Raw genomic sequence first — 17,302 nt, 5'->3', positions numbered from 1 at the left:
CCGGCTGCCGGATAAGGAGCGGTCCCTTGGACGCCACCACCTTCGGCGGGCTGCTCGGCGCTTTCGGCGGACTGGCCGCCGCGGTGGTGGCGTTCGTCGGGAAGCGGGGCGAGAACGCCCTCAACGGCTATTCGAGCCTCACCGACAACCTCCAGGAGGAACGCGACCGGCTCGACCGCCAAGTCGCCGAGAAGAACGCCGCACTTGCCGAACTCGCCGCCCAACGCGCCGCGGACCAGGTGGAGATAGCGCGCCTGCGCGGCCTCGTCATCCGACTCGGAGGGGATCTGCCGTGACCCGCGCACAGCGTGTACTCGCTCGCCGCTGGAGGCCCGTACTGCTGGCGTGCGTGCTGTTGGCCCTCGCCGGAGCCGTCGTCGCGATCTGGGCGCGCATCGACGAAGAGGCAGGCCGGGCACAGGAGTTGGCGGCCGAGGCCGAGCGGCGCGGTTCGGCCGTGACGACCCTCGCCGGGGACGTGCGGACGCTGCGCGCGCAGCTCCAGGCCGAGGGCGAGACGCCCAGGGCGCCCGACCCGTCGCGCGCGGTCGAGGACCTGCCGGACCGTACGGAGGTGCCCGTGCCGATGCCCGGCCGCCCCGGTGAGCGGGGCGCCGCGGGAGCGGACGGCGAGGACGGGGCTCCGGGCGAGGACGGCGCCCCCGGCGAGGCCGGTCCCCCGGGCGAGGACGGCCTCCCCGGTGCGCAGGGCCCGCAGGGTGAGCGCGGCCTGGCCGGGCACGACGGACGGGACGGCGCAACGGGCCCGCAGGGGCCGCCCGGTGAAGCGGGCGAGGACGGGAAGGACGGCGCCAGCGGTGAACAGGGCCCGCGCGGGGAGCAGGGGCCGCCCGGTCCCGCCTGCCCGGACGGCTACACGCTCCAGCCCCCGCCGGGAGACCCGGAGGCCCTGGTCTGCCGCCGCACCCCGGCCCCGGACGAGTCCCCTCCCGAGAGCCGGCCCTGAGCAGCCCCGGCGCGCTCACCTCCGTACACGGGCGCGGGCACCTCGACGCGGTGGCCCGGGACTCCCGGAACTCCCGGGCCTTCAGGACCGGAACCGTCCTCAAGGGTTCGTAGCGTCGCTGCCATGACGGACTCGCAGCAGGACATCCGGCCCTTCCGCATCGGCATACCGCAGGCTCAGCTCGACGACCTTCACGCACGGCTCGCCGGCACCCGCTGGCCGGACGAGCTGCCGGGTGTCGGCTGGAGCCGCGGGGTGCCCCTGAAGTATCTGCAGGAGCTCGCCGAGTACTGGCGGACGGTCTACGACTGGCGTGAGCACGAGGCGGCGCTCAACGAGCACCCGCAGTACACCACCACGGTCGACGGGCAGAACATCCACTTCCTGCACGTCCGTTCACCCGAGCCCGGCGCCACTCCGCTGATGCTTCTGCACGGCTGGCCCGGCGGCTTCACAGACTTCCTCGACGTCATCGGTCCGCTGTCGGACCCGGCGGCGCACGGCGGCGACCGGGCCGACGCCTTCCATCTGGTCGTGCCGTCGCTGCCCGGGTTCGGCTTCTCCACGCCACTGGCCGGGCCGGGCATGGGCTCGGCAAGAATGGCGGAGGTGCTGGCGGGAGTGATGTCCCGGCTGGGGTACGGGCGTTACGGAGTCCAGGGGTACGACACGGGCGCACTCGTCGGCCCCGGGATCGGCCGGCAGAACCCGGACCGTGTCATCGGCGTCCATGTGAACTCGCTGCTCACCTTCCCGGCAGGAGTGCCGGGGGAGATGGACGGTCTCAGCGACGTCGAGCAGCGGCGCCGGCATGCGATGGAGACCTTCAACGACGGCTATCTGCAGTGCAATTCCAAGCGTCCGCAGACGGTGACGTACGGGCTGCACGACTCGCCCGTGGGTCAACTCGCCTGGATCACCGAGAAGTTCAAGGAGCTCACCGATCCGGAGGACGGGCTCCCCGAGGACAGCGTCGACCGTGACCGGATGCTGACGGATGTCTCCCTCTACTGGCTCACGGGCACGGCCGGGACGGCGGCACAGATCTACTACGAGGAGATGTCCGCGAGCTCCTGGGACGACGGCACCGGCGACTGGGGCGACGGCTCCGGCGACTGGAGCGCCGCCGACGGTGACCGGGGCGCGGCCGGTTCCCCCGCGCCCGCCGTGCCGGGAACGCCGACCGGTGTGCTGGTCTCCGCCCGCGACGTGACCATCCGCCGCTGGGCGGAGCGCGACCACAACGTGGTGCGCTGGACGGAGTTGAGCCGGGGCGGCCATTTCCTCGCGATGGAGGCGCCGGATCTGCTGGTGGACGACGTCCGCGGGTTCTTCCGTGGGAGGACCTGAGGCGGCCGCCCGCGTGACGGGCCGCCGCACGTCCTGACCGGGCGGCGGGCGTGGCTGCGGACCGGGCATCGGGCCCGGGCAGCACGCGAGGGCGGCAGGCTTCCGGCTCGGTACCGTGCAGCGTTGCCGGCCCGGCACCCGGTAACGGGGCAGGGCCGGCACCCGGGCCCGGCCCTCAGTCCCGGTCGCGCAGCAACGCCAGCAGCAGACGGACGAGTTCGTCCACGACCTCGTCGAGTGTGGCGTCCACCCAGCCCGCGCCCCAGTCGTGCAGAAGTCCGTTCACGCTGCCGATGAAGGCTGCCGCGGCGATGCGGTAGTCGCGGTCGGCGGCCTCACCGCGCTCGACCGCGGCTGCCGCCTCTGTCCGTATCAGATCGACCCACCGTGCGCGGCGGGCCAGCCGTTGCTCGTCCATGCGCGCGCTCACGCCGACGATCTCGGTGAAGGTGATCCGCAGCCGGCGCGGGTCCTCGGTGAGGCTCGCCGCGTACGCGCGGAAGACGCGGCCGTAGCGTTCGGCGTACGGCATGCCCTCCGTGTCGGTGAGGGCTTCGACGACGGCCTTCTCGGACCAGTCGTTGACCTGCAGGTGAAGCATCGCGAGTACGTCCTCGAGGGTGCGGAACTCCTCGTAGAACTGACGGGTGGACAGCCCCGCCGCCTCGCAGAGGGCGGCGACGGACGTCGACCGGTAGCCGGGGCCGGCTCCGAAGAGCTGCAGCGCCGCGTCGAGAAACCTCTGCCGCCGCTCGGCCTGCCGCTCGCCGGCCGCCTTGCCCGCGTAGCGGCCGGTCGGCCGCCTGAGCCGTTCCACCACCGTTCTCCCTCGCTCGGGTGCGGGACATCTTCTCCCCCATGGGGGGTTGAAGAACCCCGGGGTCGACGTTACCTTCGGTAGTCCCAATGTGAAGAGGTTCCTTTTCACATTGGTCCGGCTGGGCGCCTCGCATGAAAACACCCGCTCAGACAGCATGCGGCGCCGACCTTGCACGGGAAGTCGCAGCCCAGCCGCCGGCCCTCTCCGCAGAGCCCCGCCGAACTCTGCGGAGAGGGTCAGGCACTCCCGTGCCCGCGCCGGTTCCGCTCGCAGCCGGCGGACGCAAGAGCCGCTACGCGAAGGAGAGCCATGCCCGTTTCCAGGACGTACTGCGCGGACGCGGGGACTCCCGCCTCCCTCCGTCCGCCGTGTGCGGCGCGCGTCAGGACCCGCCGCCTGCTGCCGTTCGCCGTCGCGACGGCCCTGCTCGCCCTGACCGCCACCACCGGCGTGGCCGCCGCCGCGCCCGGCCCCGGCGGCAAGGACGCGCCTGGCTCCGGCGGCAAGGACGCGCCGGGCCTGCAGGAAGTGATGTTCGTCGGCAACAACTGGGACGGCACCGCGGACGTGATCAAGTCCAAGGGCTCCTTCGAGAAGCTCGGGCGCATCAACGTCGTACCCGACAAGGAGGAGCGCCTGCGGGAGATCTACGCCAACCCCATCAAGCTCGCGGCCTTCCTCATCATCCGCAACGGCCCGGGGGAGGGGCACGACCAGCTCGTCGACGACATGTACTCGACCCCCGACGGGTCGGCGATGGTGGTCTCCCGCCCGAGCTTCGCCGACGTCGTCTCCATCGACGTCGGGACGGGAGAGCTCAACTGGCGCTTCCCCGTCTCCGGTTTCCGTTCCGACCACATGGCCGTCTCGCCCGACGGCCGGCGCGTGGCCGTCTCGGCGTCGACCTCCAACACGGTCCACGTACTCGACATCGAGACGGGGAAGGAAGCCGGGAACTTCAAGACCGGCGACAAGCCGCACGAGAACGTCTTCGCCAACGGAGGCAAGCACCTGTGGAACATGTCCATCGGCGATGTGCAGACCGACACCGACGACCCCTGGCTGGACTGGACGAAGGGCGACCGCAAGATCACGGTCGTCGACGCCGAGACCTTCGAAGAGGTCAAGGTCATCGACATGCGCGAAAGGCTCGATGCCTTCGGCCGCAAGGACTTCTCCGATGCGGTGCGCCCGGTGGCCTTCACGCCGGATGAGTCCAAGCTCTACTTCCAGGTCTCCTTCTTCAACGGCTTCTTCGAGTACGACGTGGCCGCGGACAAGATCACGCGTGAGAAGGTCCTGCCGAAGAACCCCGACACCAGCGAGGACCGCACCACCTGGGTCAACGACTCCCGCCACCACGGCATGTCGATGAGTCCGGAGGGCGACAAGCTCTGCATCGCCGGGACCATGGACGACTACGCCACCGTCGTGGACCGCGAAACCCTGGAGGAGGGCCCGGTGGTCACCGCCTCCAAGCCCTACTGGGCCACGGTCAGCGGCGACGGCAAGTCCTGCGTGATCTCGGAGGCGGGCAGCGACCAGGTCAGCGCCATCGACTTCGCCACCGGCGAGAAGACGGTCTCCGTGCCCGTCGGGGACCATCCGCAGCGCGTACGCATCGCCCATGTGCCGGAGGACTGGACGAGCCCGGCCGCACGCGACTGAGGACCTCGGCCGGACGCCGGTCCGGGCGCTTCGGCGCGCCGGACCGGCGGACGGATTCCGTTACGTGACCGTGTTGTTGAGTATGTAACCAAACACCTTCCGGATGTGTCTGAGTTGTGAAGGCTGCGGCCGGCTTCCTGCCCGGAGCAGGAGGCCGGGCCGGAGCGCCCCCCACAACTTCATAAGGAGAGACATGTTCCGGAGAGCCGTCGTCACCGCTGCCGCCCTGGCGGCCGCCGTCGCCTGGTCGGTCTTCCCCGCGAGCGCGGCCGCCGTCACCACGAAGGGCACCGGCTGGAAGCTCACGTCCGACCTGGGGGTCACGTCCGCCAGCCCGAGCAGGACGTACACCGTGACCTTCAAGACGGAGGCCCTGCGCAAGCGTTACACCCCGTATCTGCAGCCGGCCGTGCGCCAGGTCGAGGCCGCCGGTCTGCATCTGAGGATCGGCGGTGTCGAGCCCAACGACCCGTCCAGGTGCGGCCCCGCCTACCACATCCAGTTCATGGAGCTGTACCGGCCGCTGGGCACGCCGGGCTGGTCGCAGGGCATGCCCTGTCCCGGCCAGCCCCGCGGACTGGGCCGCGGCGGGCTCGTCGCCATCGACTCCGAGTACTGGGACGGCAGTTGGGTCATCGCGGACCACGTGCTGCGCAACACGGTCGTGCACGAGATGCTCCACGCGCTCGGCCTCGACCATCCCAACTCCGACCTCGACAAGGACGGTCGCGCCGAGCCCTACGAGTGCGTGGCCACCAGGTACGGCAACAGGCCGGTCATGTGCTCCCCGAACGGCGGCTACAGAACGGCCGCGAACAAGGGGCGGCTCACCGGCTACGACATCGACGGGATCAAGGCCCTGCTCAAGAACGCCAGGGCCCAGGGGATCAAGTAGCGCCGGTACGGCCGCCGGTGCCGTGAAGCCGCCGGTGGCCGTACCGCGGACGCGAGTCCTACAGCAGCCCGAAGTGCCGCAGATCGTCGGTGTACTTGGCGATCAGCGACGGCGGGAGGACGGGGATGCCGCCGTCCCCGCCCACCCCGGCGTCCCGCACCGCGGCGCCGAACCGGTCGGCGGGCACGCCCGCTCCGGCCACGGGCGTCATCGGTTCACGGAAGGCGTCCAGGAGCGGGAGCAGGGAGTGCCGCCGCTGCTCCGCCGGCAGACCCCGCAGGGCGGTCTCGAAGCGTGCGAACCACTCGGCGTGCCCTTCGATGTGCTGGATGCGCTGTCCGCTCTCGGCCAGCCAGTCCACGAAGGTGTCGAGCGAGACGCCGTCGTCGTGCGGATTGACGACGTTGTAGGTGTGGAAGCCGTCCGTCGTGCGCTCGCCGATCGAGGTGACGGCCTCGGCGGTGAAGTCGGCAGGCAGTCCGTCGAAGTGCGCGCGGGGGCGCCCGCCTTCGGGGCCGGCGCGGTAGAAGGAACGTGGCGCGACCCCCGTTGCGACGAGGCTGAGCAGCAGGCGCGTGAACATGTCGGGCACGTTGAGCTGCCCGCGGTACCGGCTGTGCGCGAGGATCATGTCGGAGCGGAAGACCGCGCAGGGCAGCCCGCACAGGTCGTGTGCCTCCCGGAGCAGCACCTCCGCCGCCCACTTGCTCGTGCCGTAGCCGCCGGCGTACGCCCCGTCGAGAGAGCGCACCGGGACGGCCGTACGGATGTCGCCGTCCTCGGCGAGGACCCCTGCCGGCTGCCCGGTGCCCACCGCCACGCTGGAGAGGAGGACGAAGCGCTTGATCCGGGTGGTGACGGCCATCCGGATCAGCTCGGCGGTGCCCGCCACGTTGGGGCCGAAGAGCTGGTCGTACGGGAGGACGTGGTTGACCAGGGCCGCCGGATGGACGATGAGGCCGACGTCCGCGGCGAGCCGCTGCCAGGTCTCCTCGTCCAGGCCCAGGCGGGGCTCGCCGATGTCACCGGCCAGCACCTGCAGCCGCGTACCGGACGCCAAGTCCCGGTAGCGGGCGAGGAGTTCCGCGTCGCCGCTGTCGAAGGCAGCGTCCAGCCGGCGGCGGGCGGCCTCGGCGCTGCTGCCGCGGACCAGGCAGACGAGGGTGCCGTCGGTCCCGGCCAGCCGCTGAAGCCATTCGAGGCACAGGAAGCGGCCGAGGTAGCCGTTGGCTCCCGTGAGCAGGACCGTGCGTGCGGGGCCGCTCCGCCGGGGGAGCTGCTTGGCGTCGTCGAGGACCCCGGCGTCGATGAACGCCCCGAGACTCAGGTCCTCGGCGCGTACCTCCTCGGCGTCCTGTCCGTGCACGGAGGCGAACGCGGGCCGGCCCGGGCCGGAGACCGGCCGGGCCTCGACGTACCGCGCGAGTTGCCGCAGGGCGGTTCCGGGGCTGATGACGGCCGAGACGGGGACGTCCACCTCGTAGATCTCCTGGAGGAGCCGGGAGAAGGAGAGCGCCGAGAGCGAGTCGCCGCCGAGCCCGGTGAAGTCGAGGTCCGGATCGACGTCGGTGTACGGGCAGCCCAGCAGGCTGCCGGCGGCACGCGCGACCGTCTCCAGCACCGGCCGGTCCCGTCCGTCGCGGCGCAGGGCGCGCAGCTCGTCCCGCTGCTGCGAGGCGAGGTCCGCGTACATCTGCTCCAGGCGCTCACCGTAGCGTTCCCTCGCCCGGGGGCGGGCCAGCTTTCCCGCGTCCGAGAGGAGGCCGTTCCCGACGCTGAAGGGCTCGGTCTCGACGACGAAGTCCCGTGGAATCTCATAGGACTTCAGGCCCGCCTCCTTCGCGGCCCGGCGGAGTGCCGTGCTCAGCGACGACTTGAGCGCGGCGGCGCTGCCGCCCGCCTGCTCGGCCGCCTCCGGCGTGGGCACGACGACGGCGAGGACGCAGGAGCGTTCGCTGCTTCCGTGTACGAAGATCTGCCGGACCAGCGGGCTGGCGGCGAAGACGGTCTCCAGGCGTGAGAGGGCCACCAACTCGCCCTGAGAGAGCTTCAGTACGTTCTTGGTGCGGTCCACGTAGACGAGTTCGCCGGGGCCGGTGCGGGCCATGATGTCGCCGGTCTTGTAGAAGCCGTCCTCGTCGAAGGCCTCCGCGGTCGCCTCGGGACGGTTGTAGTAGCCAGCCATGATCATTTCGGTCTTGACTCTCAACTCCCCCCGCGGATAGGGGGAATCGGTCCCGAAGTAACCCAACTCCGGTACGTCGACGAGCTTGTGGTCGATCACCGGGGGAGCCAACTTGTGGCCGGTGGTGATCATCCCGGCTTCCGTCGCGCCGTAGCCGTTCAGCGGCTTCAGCTCCAGACACGCCTCCAGGAAGGCCGCCGTCTCGGCGTCCAGCGGCGCGCTGCCGCTCATGACGCGCACGATCCGGCCGCCGAGGACCTTCTCCCGCATCTCGGTGAGCAACTCCGCCTCCACCGTGGGCGGGTCGCCGCCGGCGGCCAGGCGGCGGTCCACTTCGCTCCGGTACTGCTGGAAGATCATCTCCGAGACGCGGGGCACCAGCATGAGGTCCGTCGGGCGGGCGAGCGACAGGTCCTCGAACAGGGTGGACAGGTCGCTTCTCGCGGTGAAGTGGACGGTGCCGCCCGCGCTGAGCGTGCTGAAGAGCATGTAGCGCCCGGCGAGATGGCTCATCGGGAGGAAGTTGAGAGTGATCACCGGCGTGTCGGTGGTACGCCACGACGCGCCCCAGAGGTAGGTGGCCAGCCGCTGCGTGTACATGGCCCCCTTCGGCGTGCCCGTGCTCCCGGAGGTGTAGAGGAGCGAGCTCAGCGACTCCTGGTCCGTGTCGGTGCGCAGCGGCGCGTACGGCAGGGTGCGTCCGCGTTCGAGAATCGCGGCCAGCGGGTCGAGTGTCACCGGGGAACCGGCGGCCGCCAGCCGCCCCGCCGCCGCCTCGAAGCGCTCGCGGTGCTCGTCGGCGCCCATTTCGCAGTCGAGGACGAGCAGGCGCCGCAGCGACCCACTGCCCAGCGCCAACTCGACGGCGCCGTCGAGGAGTTCGAGGCTCGTCGCAAGTACGGACGGGTCCGTCTCCGCGACGAGCGGCTTCAACTCGGCGACGGTGGCACCGGCATGGAGCGGTACGGAGACGAGGCCCAGGTGGATGCATGCCATGTCGACCGTCGCGTAGTCGCCGCTGGTGAAGCCCAGCGTGCAGACGAAGTCCCCGGCATTCACAGGGGTCTTCGGGCATCCGGCTAAGTCGTTCGCGAGCGCCTGGACCCGTTCCGCCACGTCGCGGTAGGTGAGGGTGCGGAACTCCGGGAGCAGCTCGGCCGTCGTGCGGCCGGTCCGCGGGTCCGTCACCAGATTCTTCGCGCGCTCCGCGAAGGCAGGCCGTGCGGCATAGCCCTCCATGACCGTCGCCATGATCCGCGCGAGTCCGATGCCCGGCTCCCGTACCGCCGCGGTGACCTCGTCCAGCGGTACCGCTTCCCGGAACTGCCGGTCGCCGGCGAAGAGTTCGGCCATGCGGCGCTCGACCGGCGTGGGGTCCGCCGTCCTGCCGTCCACTCGGTGATCACCGTCGTTCCCGGGCCGCGCGTTCAATGCCATGCCGTCTCCTGCTCGGTGTCGGGGCGGTAGCGGTCGAACGGGAGACCCTATGCAATGAGCGACGCGGTGTGGCGGGACCGTGGCCGTTGTGCGCAGCCGGCGGGAGAGCGGCCCCGGCCGGAGCGCGGAGCCCCGCCTGCCCCGGACCGGGACCTCGCCGGGATGCGAGGGCGGAGGCGGAATGGTGCACTGGGGGCAGGGGCGTTCTTCGTCGTGCTCCCTGCGAATCGCACACGAAACGAGTGGACAGCGGCGACAGTCCTTTTCCCGGGCCTTCTGTCATGGCTGCTGTACGCCGCTCCACTGGAGCGGAGGTGCTTATGACCGGCCGCGTGGGAAAGACCAGGAACGTGTTCCTGGTGTGGCTCGTCTGGCCGTTGATCACCTTGGGCGTCTACCACCTCGTCTGGTATTTCAAGGTGAACCGCGAGGCGCATTCCCTGGATGAACGCATCGAGGTCAATCCCTGGCTGTCCGTGCTGGCCATAGCCCTCGGCTGGGTGCTGATCGTGCCTCCCTTCGTATCGGTCTACCGGACGGGCAGGCGCATCGGGCAGATGCAGCGCTCGGCCGGGACGGAGCCGACCTGCAACGGGTGGATCGGGCTTGCTCTCGTGTTCGTCTTCCACCTGACTCCGCTCTACTACCAGAGCGAGCTGAACCGGATCTGGGATCAGTACGAGTACGTCGCGGAGGGCGAGCGCATCACTTTGGCCGCCTGACGGGACGGGGCCTGCCCGCGGGCCGACTGCCCGCGTACGTCCCCTTCTTGGCGAACCGGCCGTCAAGGGGCGACGCCGGAGCCGGCCGGCGGGAGAGCATGCCGTGCACCAGCCCAGAACTCGGAGCCGGGAAGTCGCAGGGCATTCAGCCCCCCTCTGCCGTGTCAGCGGAGACAGGGCGGATCACCTGGTCCGGTCCGACGAGCCACACCCGTTCGCCCTGCGGACTCACCGTCAGCCCGAACGCTTCCGGCTCGGGCCGCCCGAGGTCGACATATTCGGCGTGCGCCGCTTCGACCTCGGACCACAGGTCGCGCGGCCCGTACTGCCACACCGGATCACCGACGTCGGCGATGGCTCCGGAGCCCGCCCGGTCCGTCAGCCACACCCGCACCCCGCCCTCGGTCTCGCCGTGCACGAGCTTCACGTCAGGCAGCCGCGCCCCGCCGTACAGGGCAAAGCCCAGCGTCAGCAGCGACCGCGGATCGACCGAGGACTCAGCCGTACGGGGCGGCGTCTCCTGATCCACCGGAACAGCCGCCGGCAGGCGGTGCGAGCGCATCGGCATGTAAGAGGCGCCGCCGCGGAAGTGCCCGGAGGCGGTGCCGTCGTCCTGCACGATCAGCTGTACCACCGCGCCTGACCAGAACTCGCGCGCCATGGGCGCCACGAGCACACCGCCCGGCCGCACTTGATCCATCAGGTCGAGCGGCACGTGCCGCAGCGCGCACGTGGCAATCAGCCGGTCGTACGGCGCGGCCTCCGGCCAGCCTTGCCCGCCGTCGCCGACGATCAGCGTCGGCGCGTACCCGGCGAGCCGAAGATGTGCGCGCGCCTGTTCCGCCAGTTCCGGGGCCAGCTCGATGCTCAACACCCGCTCGTCCCCGAGCCGTTCACACAGCAACGCCGCGACGTACCCGGTCGCCGTGCCGATCTCCAGCACCCGGTCGCCGTCGCGCACGTCCAGCAGGTGCAGCATCTGCGCGACCATCGACGGCATGCTGTTCGACGACGTCGCGACGCCGGGCCCGCCTTCCTGCCCGTCGTCGACCTGCGTCACCACGGGCCTGTCGCTGTAGATCAACGACAGCCGGTCGTGGTCCCGGATGACCGGCTCGCAACGCTCCGGGCCCTGCCGCCAGATCTTCGGCGGGATGAACAGCTCGCGCGGCACCTGCTCCCACACCTTGCGCCACTCCGGGGTCAGGAGGCCGCGCCCGCCCAGCAGGCGGACGAGCGCGGCGTGCCCCGGGTGACCCTGGGCTGTGCTGCTCATATCAGGCGCCGGCCTCGCTGTTGCTCGGACCGCCACCGTCGGGTGACGGGGGCTCGGGCGGCGGGGTCCACGGCTTGTCGGAGGGCCGGCCTCCGTGCTTGCCACCACTGTCGGCGGCAGTCGGGCATGTGAGCATCTGCTTCCTCCCTGTGTCGGTTGTACTCCTGTGCATCCCGCCCCGGGGGCGCGTCCGGTTTCCCCGGGGCGGGGGTCTGTGGGATCACTTGCGGGTCGTTGCCGTGCGGCAGCCCTTGCAGCGGTGGACTCCTCCGCCGAGGTCTTCCAACTGCCCGCCGCAGTGGGCGCAGTTCGCAGGCAGGTTCCGGTCGTCACGGCTGGGGCGGGTGGTGGCGTAGAGGATCGCGAGGCCGGTCAACAGGGCGCAGTAAGCGACTTGAGCGATTCGCTGCCTCATCGCGCGGCCTCTTGAGCCTCGAACTTGGCGATGTCCCCGGCCAACCAGTCGGGGGCGTCAAGGCGTTGGGCGCGACGGCGGGCATGCGTGATGCACGCGTAGAGGATGGCGCCGCCTGAACCTGTTTCGATCTGGCCGACCATGATGGCGCCGTTGCTGAGCGAGCCGCAGTCAATGCACGCCTTGGACATCACGACCCGGCCACCTGCGGCAGTTATGCGGGCAGACGCAGCGCGTCCCAGTGCATCCCTGCGTCCATCACTTCGGAGTCGAGCCCTTGGGGCAGCGACATCCATAGCGGTTCAGTGGATCTGGGCATGGAGAGCACGGCACACCCCTGGTCGCGTTCGCGGTTGGTGACGCGACCCACATTGGACCGGTGGACCGGTCCAGTCAAGGGATTCCGTTACTTCAAGAGCCCATTGTGTAGCGCTCTGTTACTTCCCACTGGGTGCTGTCCGTGATGCCCTCCTCGCAGACGAGGGCCCTTCCTTCCTGGTCGTACGCGGTGTGCAGAGTGATCCCCACCGCGCACGGCAGCGTCAGCGCGAGCAAGTCCGCCTCGTCTCGTGAAGCGAGGCGCACGGTGTACGTATCCGCGCCCTGGGCCGGCGGTCGGCCCGTCGCCCGAGTCACATAGTGGGTCGTGCCCTCGGCGATCGGCCCTTCGTCCGACAGCCGCGGGCATGCGTCAGCGATGTCCGGCGGGAACCAGGCAACGACGTAGCTGTGCGGCGAACCATCGTGCTCGACGACGAGGCGCGCCCGCCGCAACGCATCGCTGCCCACGGCGAGTTGCAGGGCCTCCCGGATGCGCTCAGGGGGAGTCTCCCGGGTCGGCTTGCCCAGCCGCTTGAACGGTCGCCCACCCGCGATGCGTGACCGGCTAGCACGGCGGCCCGCTGGCCGAGCTACCGACGTATCAACCACAGAGAAGCCGCTACCTTGCTTCGCGACCACAACGCCGTCGTGACGCAGGATGTCCATGGCCTTGATGACCGTGGCCCGCGAGACCTCGAACTGCTCGCACAGATCGCGCCCCGACGGCAGTACATCGCCAGGGCCGAACTCGCCCTCGGTGATCCTTCCCCGAAGGTGGTCGGCGATTTGCTCGTACTTCAGCTGCGGCATGGCTGACAGGTTAACCGGTCAGGTGATCGGTATTTCCGGGACGGATGCGGAGCGGCAGAATGCGCGCATGGCGATCGAGATTGCACCCGAGGTCATGCGCTTCTATGCAGCCACGATCAACGAGGCCGACCGTCTGTCGACCTCGGCGGACGGGACGCTGGAGATGGTGCGCACGCAGGAGCTGCTGCGCCGCTACCTGCCTGCGGCTCCGGCGAGTGTCCTCGACGTGGGTGGAGGCCCCGGTGCTCACGCGAAGTGGCTCGTCGACGACGGGTACACGGTGCATCTCGTCGACCCCGTGCCGCGACACATCGAGGCGGCCAAGCAGCTATCCGGGTGCACGGTCGAACTCGGCGACGCACGCGAACTCACCGCCGCCGATGCCTCGTTCGACGTGGTGCTGCTCCTCGGCCCGCTGTACCACCTTCTCGAACGCGACCAGCGTGACCGCGCGTTGGCCGAAGCCTGGCGCGTGCTACGCCCCGGCGGGCTCCTCGCCGCAGCCGGCATCAACCGGTACGCCTCGCTGTTCGAGCACACCGCATTCGCGCATCTACACAAGGACAGCGTCCGCGAGAGCATCGGAAACATCCTGGCCACGCGTATCCACGACGGTAAGAAGGCGTTCACTGCGGCGTACTTCCACAGTGGAGCCGAGCTGCGGGACGAGGTCGCCGAGGCGGGATTCGAGCACGCAGAGGTGTTCGGGATCGAGGGCCCCACGTGGGGGATGCTGAAGGCGACCGAGCAGTTCACCGGAGATTCCATCGTCGACTCGCCGCTGTTTGCGTCTGCGCTGACCGCGGCCCGGATGGCGGAGCCGTATCCGGATCTGCTGGCAGCCAGCTCGCACTTGCTCACCGTGGGGCGTCGTCCGGTGTAGCGAACGGCATGTGACAGATGAAATGCGTGGCGCAAGAATTCTGTTGCTTGTGGCACCCAATAGTTCAAGAGTCAGCTCTCCTTTCCAGGGCTCACTCACGCATTGCTCGGCCAAGCGAGATAAAAATGCTACAGAACCGTTGACAGTCGGTATGACCATGTAGAGAGTTTCCTCCATCGCACCCAGCCGGGACGCGGAACCGTCGCCCTCGCCGGACGGCGGGACGCCCCGCGGGCGGACGCCCGCGACGAGGCGCAGCGAGGAGGAGCGGTGAGTCAGTCCAGCGCACCGAGACAGAAGATGAGCAGGATCGCCGTCGCGAGCCTGGTCGGCACGACCATCGAGTTCTACGACTTCTTCATCTACGGCACCGCCGCGGCCCTGGTGTTCGAGAGCGTCTTCTTCCCCGCTCTCGGTACCGCGGCCGGTACGGCTGCCGCGCTCGCGACCTTCGGTGTCGCCTTCGTCGCCCGCCCGTTCGGGTCCGTCCTCTTCGGGCACTTCGGTGACCGCCTGGGACGCAAGAAGACCCTGGTCTCGACGCTGCTGCTGATGGGCCTGGCGACGGTTGCGGTCGGCCTCCTGCCGAGCACGGAGTCCATCGGTGCGGCGGCACCCGTCCTGCTGATCGCTCTGCGGATATGCCAGGGAGTGGCCGTCGGCGGCGAGTGGGCGGGGGCGACGCTGCTCACGGCGGAGAACGCGCCACGCGAGAAGCGCGGGTTCTACGCGCTCTTCCCCCAGCTCGGACCTTCCCTGGCGTTCATGCTGTCCAGCGCGACGTTCCTGGTGATCACGCTCTCGATGAGCAAGGCGTCCTTCGCCGCGTGGGGCTGGCGCATTCCCTTCCTGATCAGCATCGTGCTCGTCGTCGTCGGGCTCTATGTGCGGCTGAGGATCGAGGAGTCCGCCGTGTTCACCGCGACCGCCGTCGACAGGAGGTCCGACAGGCTGCCGATCGCCGCGGCGCTGACCCGTCAGCCTCGTGAAATTCTGTTCGGTGCGGGGGCCGTGGTCATGACGTTCGCGTTCTTCTACGTGAGCATGACCTACCTGACCACGTACGGCGTCGAGAAGCTCGGCCTGTCACTGTCGACCGTGCTCAGCATCGGCATCGTCGCCGGGCTGGCGTTCGCCGTGACCACGGTCATCGGATCGGTATGCTCCGACCGTTTCGGGCGGCGGAAGGTCATCATGACGGCCAACGCGCTGGCCGTTCCGGTCGCGTTGGCGCTGTTCCCCATACTCGATCTCGGGACACCGACGGCGTTCGCGGTCGGCATGTGCCTCCCCCTGGCCGTGGTGGGGTTGGGCTACGGGCCCGCCGGAGCGCTGCTGCCGGAGATCTTCTCCACCCGTCACCGCTACACGGGGGCGGGCATCGCGTACAACCTCGCGGGGGTGCTGGGCGGGGCCGTCACGCCCCTGGTCTCCTCGCAGCTCGCGGTGTCGTTCGGCGGGTCCGCCATGGGCTTCTACCTCGCCGCGATCGGGCTGGTCAGCCTGCTGAGCATACTCGCGCTACGGGAGAGCAAGGACAACGCGCTGGAGGGCACAGCGCTGCGGGAGGCCGCCACGGCGCCGGCCTCCACATGAGTCGCGGTGCCGTCGGCTCGCCTCTGCTGCTCACGCGGGCAGGGAGGCGAGCCAGCCGGTCAGGATGCGGTTGACCTCGTCGGGACGCTCCTGCTGGATCCAGTGCCCGCAGCCGTCGAGGACGTGGGACGAGACAAGGCCGGGCAGCGTGGTCGGGTACGCCTCGATCGCATCGGCCAGCCAGGTGGTGGAGGCGTCCAGACCGCCGCCGATGAACAGGGACGGCTGGGTCACGGGGGCGCCGTCGAAGCCGGCGAGGTCCTCCCAGTCCCTGTCCATGTTCCGGTAGCGGGCGAGCGGCCCGCTCATGCCGGTCCGCTCGAACTCCCCGGCGTAGATGTCGAGATCGTCCTCACCGAGCCATGCGGGCAGCCGGCCGGCGGGGAACCGGTCGCGCAGCGTCCCGCCCCGGCCGACGAAGTGCGGGTCCGGTGTGCCGGGTCCGGGCATGGTGTCGGCGGACAGGGCGGCGTAGAGGCCCGCGAGCCACCCGCGCACGTCGGGCTCGATCTCCGCCTCGGCCCGGCCGGGCTCCTGGAAGTAGGACACGTAGAACTCCTCTTCGCCGCCCATCCGCGCGAAGATCTCGCTGGGCCTCGGCCCGCCGCGCGGGGCGTACGGAACACTGAGCAGCCCCACCGCGGTGAACACGTCAGGCCTGACCAGGGCCGAGTTGGCGGCGATGGCAGATCCCCAGTCGTGGCCGACGATCACCGCGGACCGTTCGCCCAGGGCGTGCACCACCGCGGCGTTGTCCTCCACCAGCTCCAGCATCCGGTACGCGTCGGTCTGCCCGGGCTTGGAGGAACGGCCGTAGCCGCGTACGTCGACGGCGGCCGCGCGGTACCCGGCGGCGGCCAGCACCGGCAGCTGGCCGCGCCAGGAGTACCAGGACTCCGGGAAGCCGTGCACGAGCAGGACGAGCGGCCCGGTGCCCTGTTCCACCAGGTGGATCCGGCCCGCGGGGGAGGGGACCGACCTGTGAATGACGTCCGGGGCGGGATGCGGCATGAGACCTCCAGGGGCTCCCGGTCCGCGATGCGCCGTGACCGGTGAACCGATCATGCGGGGCCCCGAACGTGCGGCGCGAGTTCTGTTGCCGCTTCGGCAAACGGAGAGGCGGAGGCCCGGGCGGCCTTCTCGCGCCCGTTCCGCGTCGTTCCACGCGTCGTTCCAGCCGTCAGTAGAGGTGTCAGTCCACCTGTCAGCCCAGGTGTCAGTCCACGCGGCAGTCCGCCAGGTCGACCCGGGTCATCGCCTCCGGATAGCGGCGGGCGAATCCGGTGTAGACGCCGACCGCGTAGTCGATCCAGCCGTCCTCCCAGTCGTCCGGCAGCGGCTTCACCCGGGCCCGGGACCCCCAGCACCATGGAACGTTCCGGCACGGTGAGCCCCTCGGGCACCAGCGCCGCCGCTCCGACGACCGAACCGCCGTGCACGGCGGCCCGGTTGAGCACAGCCGACATCGAACCGACGAGACAGCGGTCCGCGATCGTGCAGCCCTCCAGATGGGCGTTGTGGCCGACCACGCTTCTCTGCACTTCACCCGGAAGGATGACAGGCTTCGGTTCACGTCATTCGCGGAGCCAAGCCACCAAGCGTCGTGGAGTCGGTCGCGACGTACTGGCGACCGCGGCTCGGGCTGCCGACTTGGCTCTCCTGACTTGTTGGGCGAGTCGGAATTCGTCGGCTTCACGGATGAGTTACTCAGAGCGGAACTCGTGCAACTCGAATCGCATGCCGCTCACTCCTCCTTAAGCCGAGCACGTCGCCCGGCCCCACTGATGCTGTGGGCTGCCCCAAGGTGAAGGTCAACTGGCGGACTCGGGCACGTCTTTGGGGCAGTCAGAGGCCATCCACTGACCGATCAAACGGGCTCGTCTGGTCGAAAGGGTCCTGATCGGTGATCGCGGGGCGATCGGCGCATGAAGCAGGGCTCGCGGTTGCTCGGGGTCGT

At 70.1% G+C, this 17,302-nt stretch carries 16 protein-coding genes; 8 read left to right on the top strand and 8 right to left on the bottom strand.

Annotation, left to right across the window (positions count from 1 at the left end; genetic code table 11):
- Positions 1 to 26 precede the first annotated feature (26 nt).
- The 3 genes from AN215_RS08670 to AN215_RS08660 all read left to right on the top strand — a co-directional run bounded on the left by AN215_RS08670 (position 27) and on the right by AN215_RS08660 (position 2,317).
- Entirely contained in the window at positions 27 to 296 is a 270-nt protein-coding gene (locus AN215_RS08670; RefSeq protein ID WP_070013164.1) for a hypothetical protein, read from the top strand.
- A complete protein-coding gene (locus AN215_RS08665) occupies positions 293 to 967 on the top strand; it encodes a collagen-like domain-containing protein (RefSeq protein ID WP_070013165.1) in 675 nt (224 codons plus the stop codon). Before AN215_RS08670 ends, AN215_RS08665 begins: the two co-directional genes overlap by 4 nt.
- Positions 968 to 1,090: 123 nt before the next feature.
- Complete coding sequence (locus AN215_RS08660; protein WP_070013166.1) at positions 1,091 to 2,317, top strand: epoxide hydrolase family protein; 1,227 nt, start codon at positions 1,091 to 1,093, stop codon at positions 2,315 to 2,317.
- A gap of 175 nt (positions 2,318 to 2,492) precedes the next feature.
- Here AN215_RS08660 and AN215_RS08655 read toward each other — a convergent pair whose 3' ends face one another.
- Positions 2,493 to 3,137, bottom strand: coding sequence for a TetR/AcrR family transcriptional regulator (locus AN215_RS08655; RefSeq protein WP_070013167.1), 645 nt, complete (start codon positions 3,135 to 3,137; stop codon positions 2,493 to 2,495).
- A 309-nt stretch (positions 3,138 to 3,446) separates the two neighbouring features.
- Here AN215_RS08655 and AN215_RS08650 point away from each other — a divergent pair, with 309 nt between their 5' ends.
- Complete coding sequence (locus AN215_RS08650) at positions 3,447 to 4,805, top strand: YncE family protein (RefSeq protein WP_245694349.1); 1,359 nt, start codon at positions 3,447 to 3,449, stop codon at positions 4,803 to 4,805.
- A 193-nt stretch (positions 4,806 to 4,998) separates the two neighbouring features.
- Entirely contained in the window at positions 4,999 to 5,700 is a 702-nt protein-coding gene (locus AN215_RS08645) for a zinc metalloprotease (RefSeq protein WP_070013168.1), read from the top strand.
- 58 nt (positions 5,701 to 5,758) lie between these two features.
- Here the strand turns inward: AN215_RS08645 and car are convergent, their stop codons facing one another.
- Positions 5,759 to 9,322, bottom strand: coding sequence for a carboxylic acid reductase (gene car, locus AN215_RS08640; protein ID WP_245694347.1), 3,564 nt, complete (start codon positions 9,320 to 9,322; stop codon positions 5,759 to 5,761).
- A gap of 332 nt (positions 9,323 to 9,654) precedes the next feature.
- On the opposite strand from car, the gene AN215_RS08635 reads away from it, so the two are divergent.
- Positions 9,655 to 10,044, top strand: a complete 390-nt coding sequence (locus AN215_RS08635) for a DUF4234 domain-containing protein (protein WP_216093866.1) — start codon at positions 9,655 to 9,657, stop codon at positions 10,042 to 10,044.
- Positions 10,045 to 10,189: 145 nt separating this feature from the next.
- On the opposite strand, the gene AN215_RS08630 is transcribed toward AN215_RS08635, so the two are convergent.
- From AN215_RS08630 to AN215_RS08620, 4 genes are all read right to left on the bottom strand, one after another.
- The gene (locus AN215_RS08630) at positions 10,190 to 11,320 is read right to left on the bottom strand and encodes a methyltransferase domain-containing protein (protein ID WP_070013170.1); all 1,131 of its coding nucleotides are present in this window, start codon (positions 11,318 to 11,320) and stop codon (positions 10,190 to 10,192) included.
- Between the two features lie 220 nt (positions 11,321 to 11,540).
- On the bottom strand, positions 11,541 to 11,735 hold the full coding sequence (locus tag AN215_RS29495; protein ID WP_139140702.1) for a hypothetical protein: 195 nt from the start codon (positions 11,733 to 11,735) through the stop codon (positions 11,541 to 11,543).
- A complete protein-coding gene (locus tag AN215_RS08625) occupies positions 11,732 to 11,929 on the bottom strand; it encodes a hypothetical protein (protein WP_070013171.1) in 198 nt (65 codons plus the stop codon). Before AN215_RS08625 ends, AN215_RS29495 begins: the two co-directional genes overlap by 4 nt.
- Positions 11,930 to 12,146: 217 nt before the next feature.
- Complete coding sequence (locus AN215_RS08620; RefSeq protein WP_070013172.1) at positions 12,147 to 12,866, bottom strand: GntR family transcriptional regulator; 720 nt, start codon at positions 12,864 to 12,866, stop codon at positions 12,147 to 12,149.
- A 67-nt stretch (positions 12,867 to 12,933) separates the two neighbouring features.
- On the opposite strand from AN215_RS08620, the gene AN215_RS08615 reads away from it, so the two are divergent.
- Positions 12,934 to 13,749 carry a class I SAM-dependent methyltransferase gene (locus AN215_RS08615; RefSeq protein ID WP_070013173.1) on the top strand — a complete coding sequence of 272 codons (816 nt, stop codon included), beginning with the start codon at positions 12,934 to 12,936 and terminating at the stop codon, positions 13,747 to 13,749.
- Positions 13,750 to 14,019: 270 nt separating this feature from the next.
- Positions 14,020 to 15,345, top strand: a complete 1,326-nt coding sequence (locus AN215_RS08610) for an MFS transporter (RefSeq protein ID WP_245694345.1) — start codon at positions 14,020 to 14,022, stop codon at positions 15,343 to 15,345.
- A gap of 30 nt (positions 15,346 to 15,375) precedes the next feature.
- On the opposite strand, the gene AN215_RS08605 is transcribed toward AN215_RS08610, so the two are convergent.
- Both AN215_RS08605 and AN215_RS30625 read right to left on the bottom strand, forming a co-directional pair.
- Positions 15,376 to 16,356 (bottom strand): alpha/beta fold hydrolase, encoded by a 981-nt coding sequence (locus tag AN215_RS08605; RefSeq protein WP_070013175.1) that lies wholly within the window; start codon positions 16,354 to 16,356, stop codon positions 15,376 to 15,378.
- A 205-nt stretch (positions 16,357 to 16,561) separates the two neighbouring features.
- A complete protein-coding gene (locus AN215_RS30625; protein WP_275520830.1) occupies positions 16,562 to 16,690 on the bottom strand; it encodes a hypothetical protein in 129 nt (42 codons plus the stop codon).
- Positions 16,691 to 17,302: the final 612 nt, after the last annotated feature.

Source organism: Streptomyces abyssalis (genome assembly GCF_001751365.1).
GTDB classification, from domain to species: Bacteria; Actinomycetota; Actinomycetes; order Streptomycetales; family Streptomycetaceae; genus Streptomyces; species Streptomyces abyssalis.
Note: the sequence above shows the minus strand (reverse complement) of the source record. Positions and strands in the feature narration are given on the sequence as shown.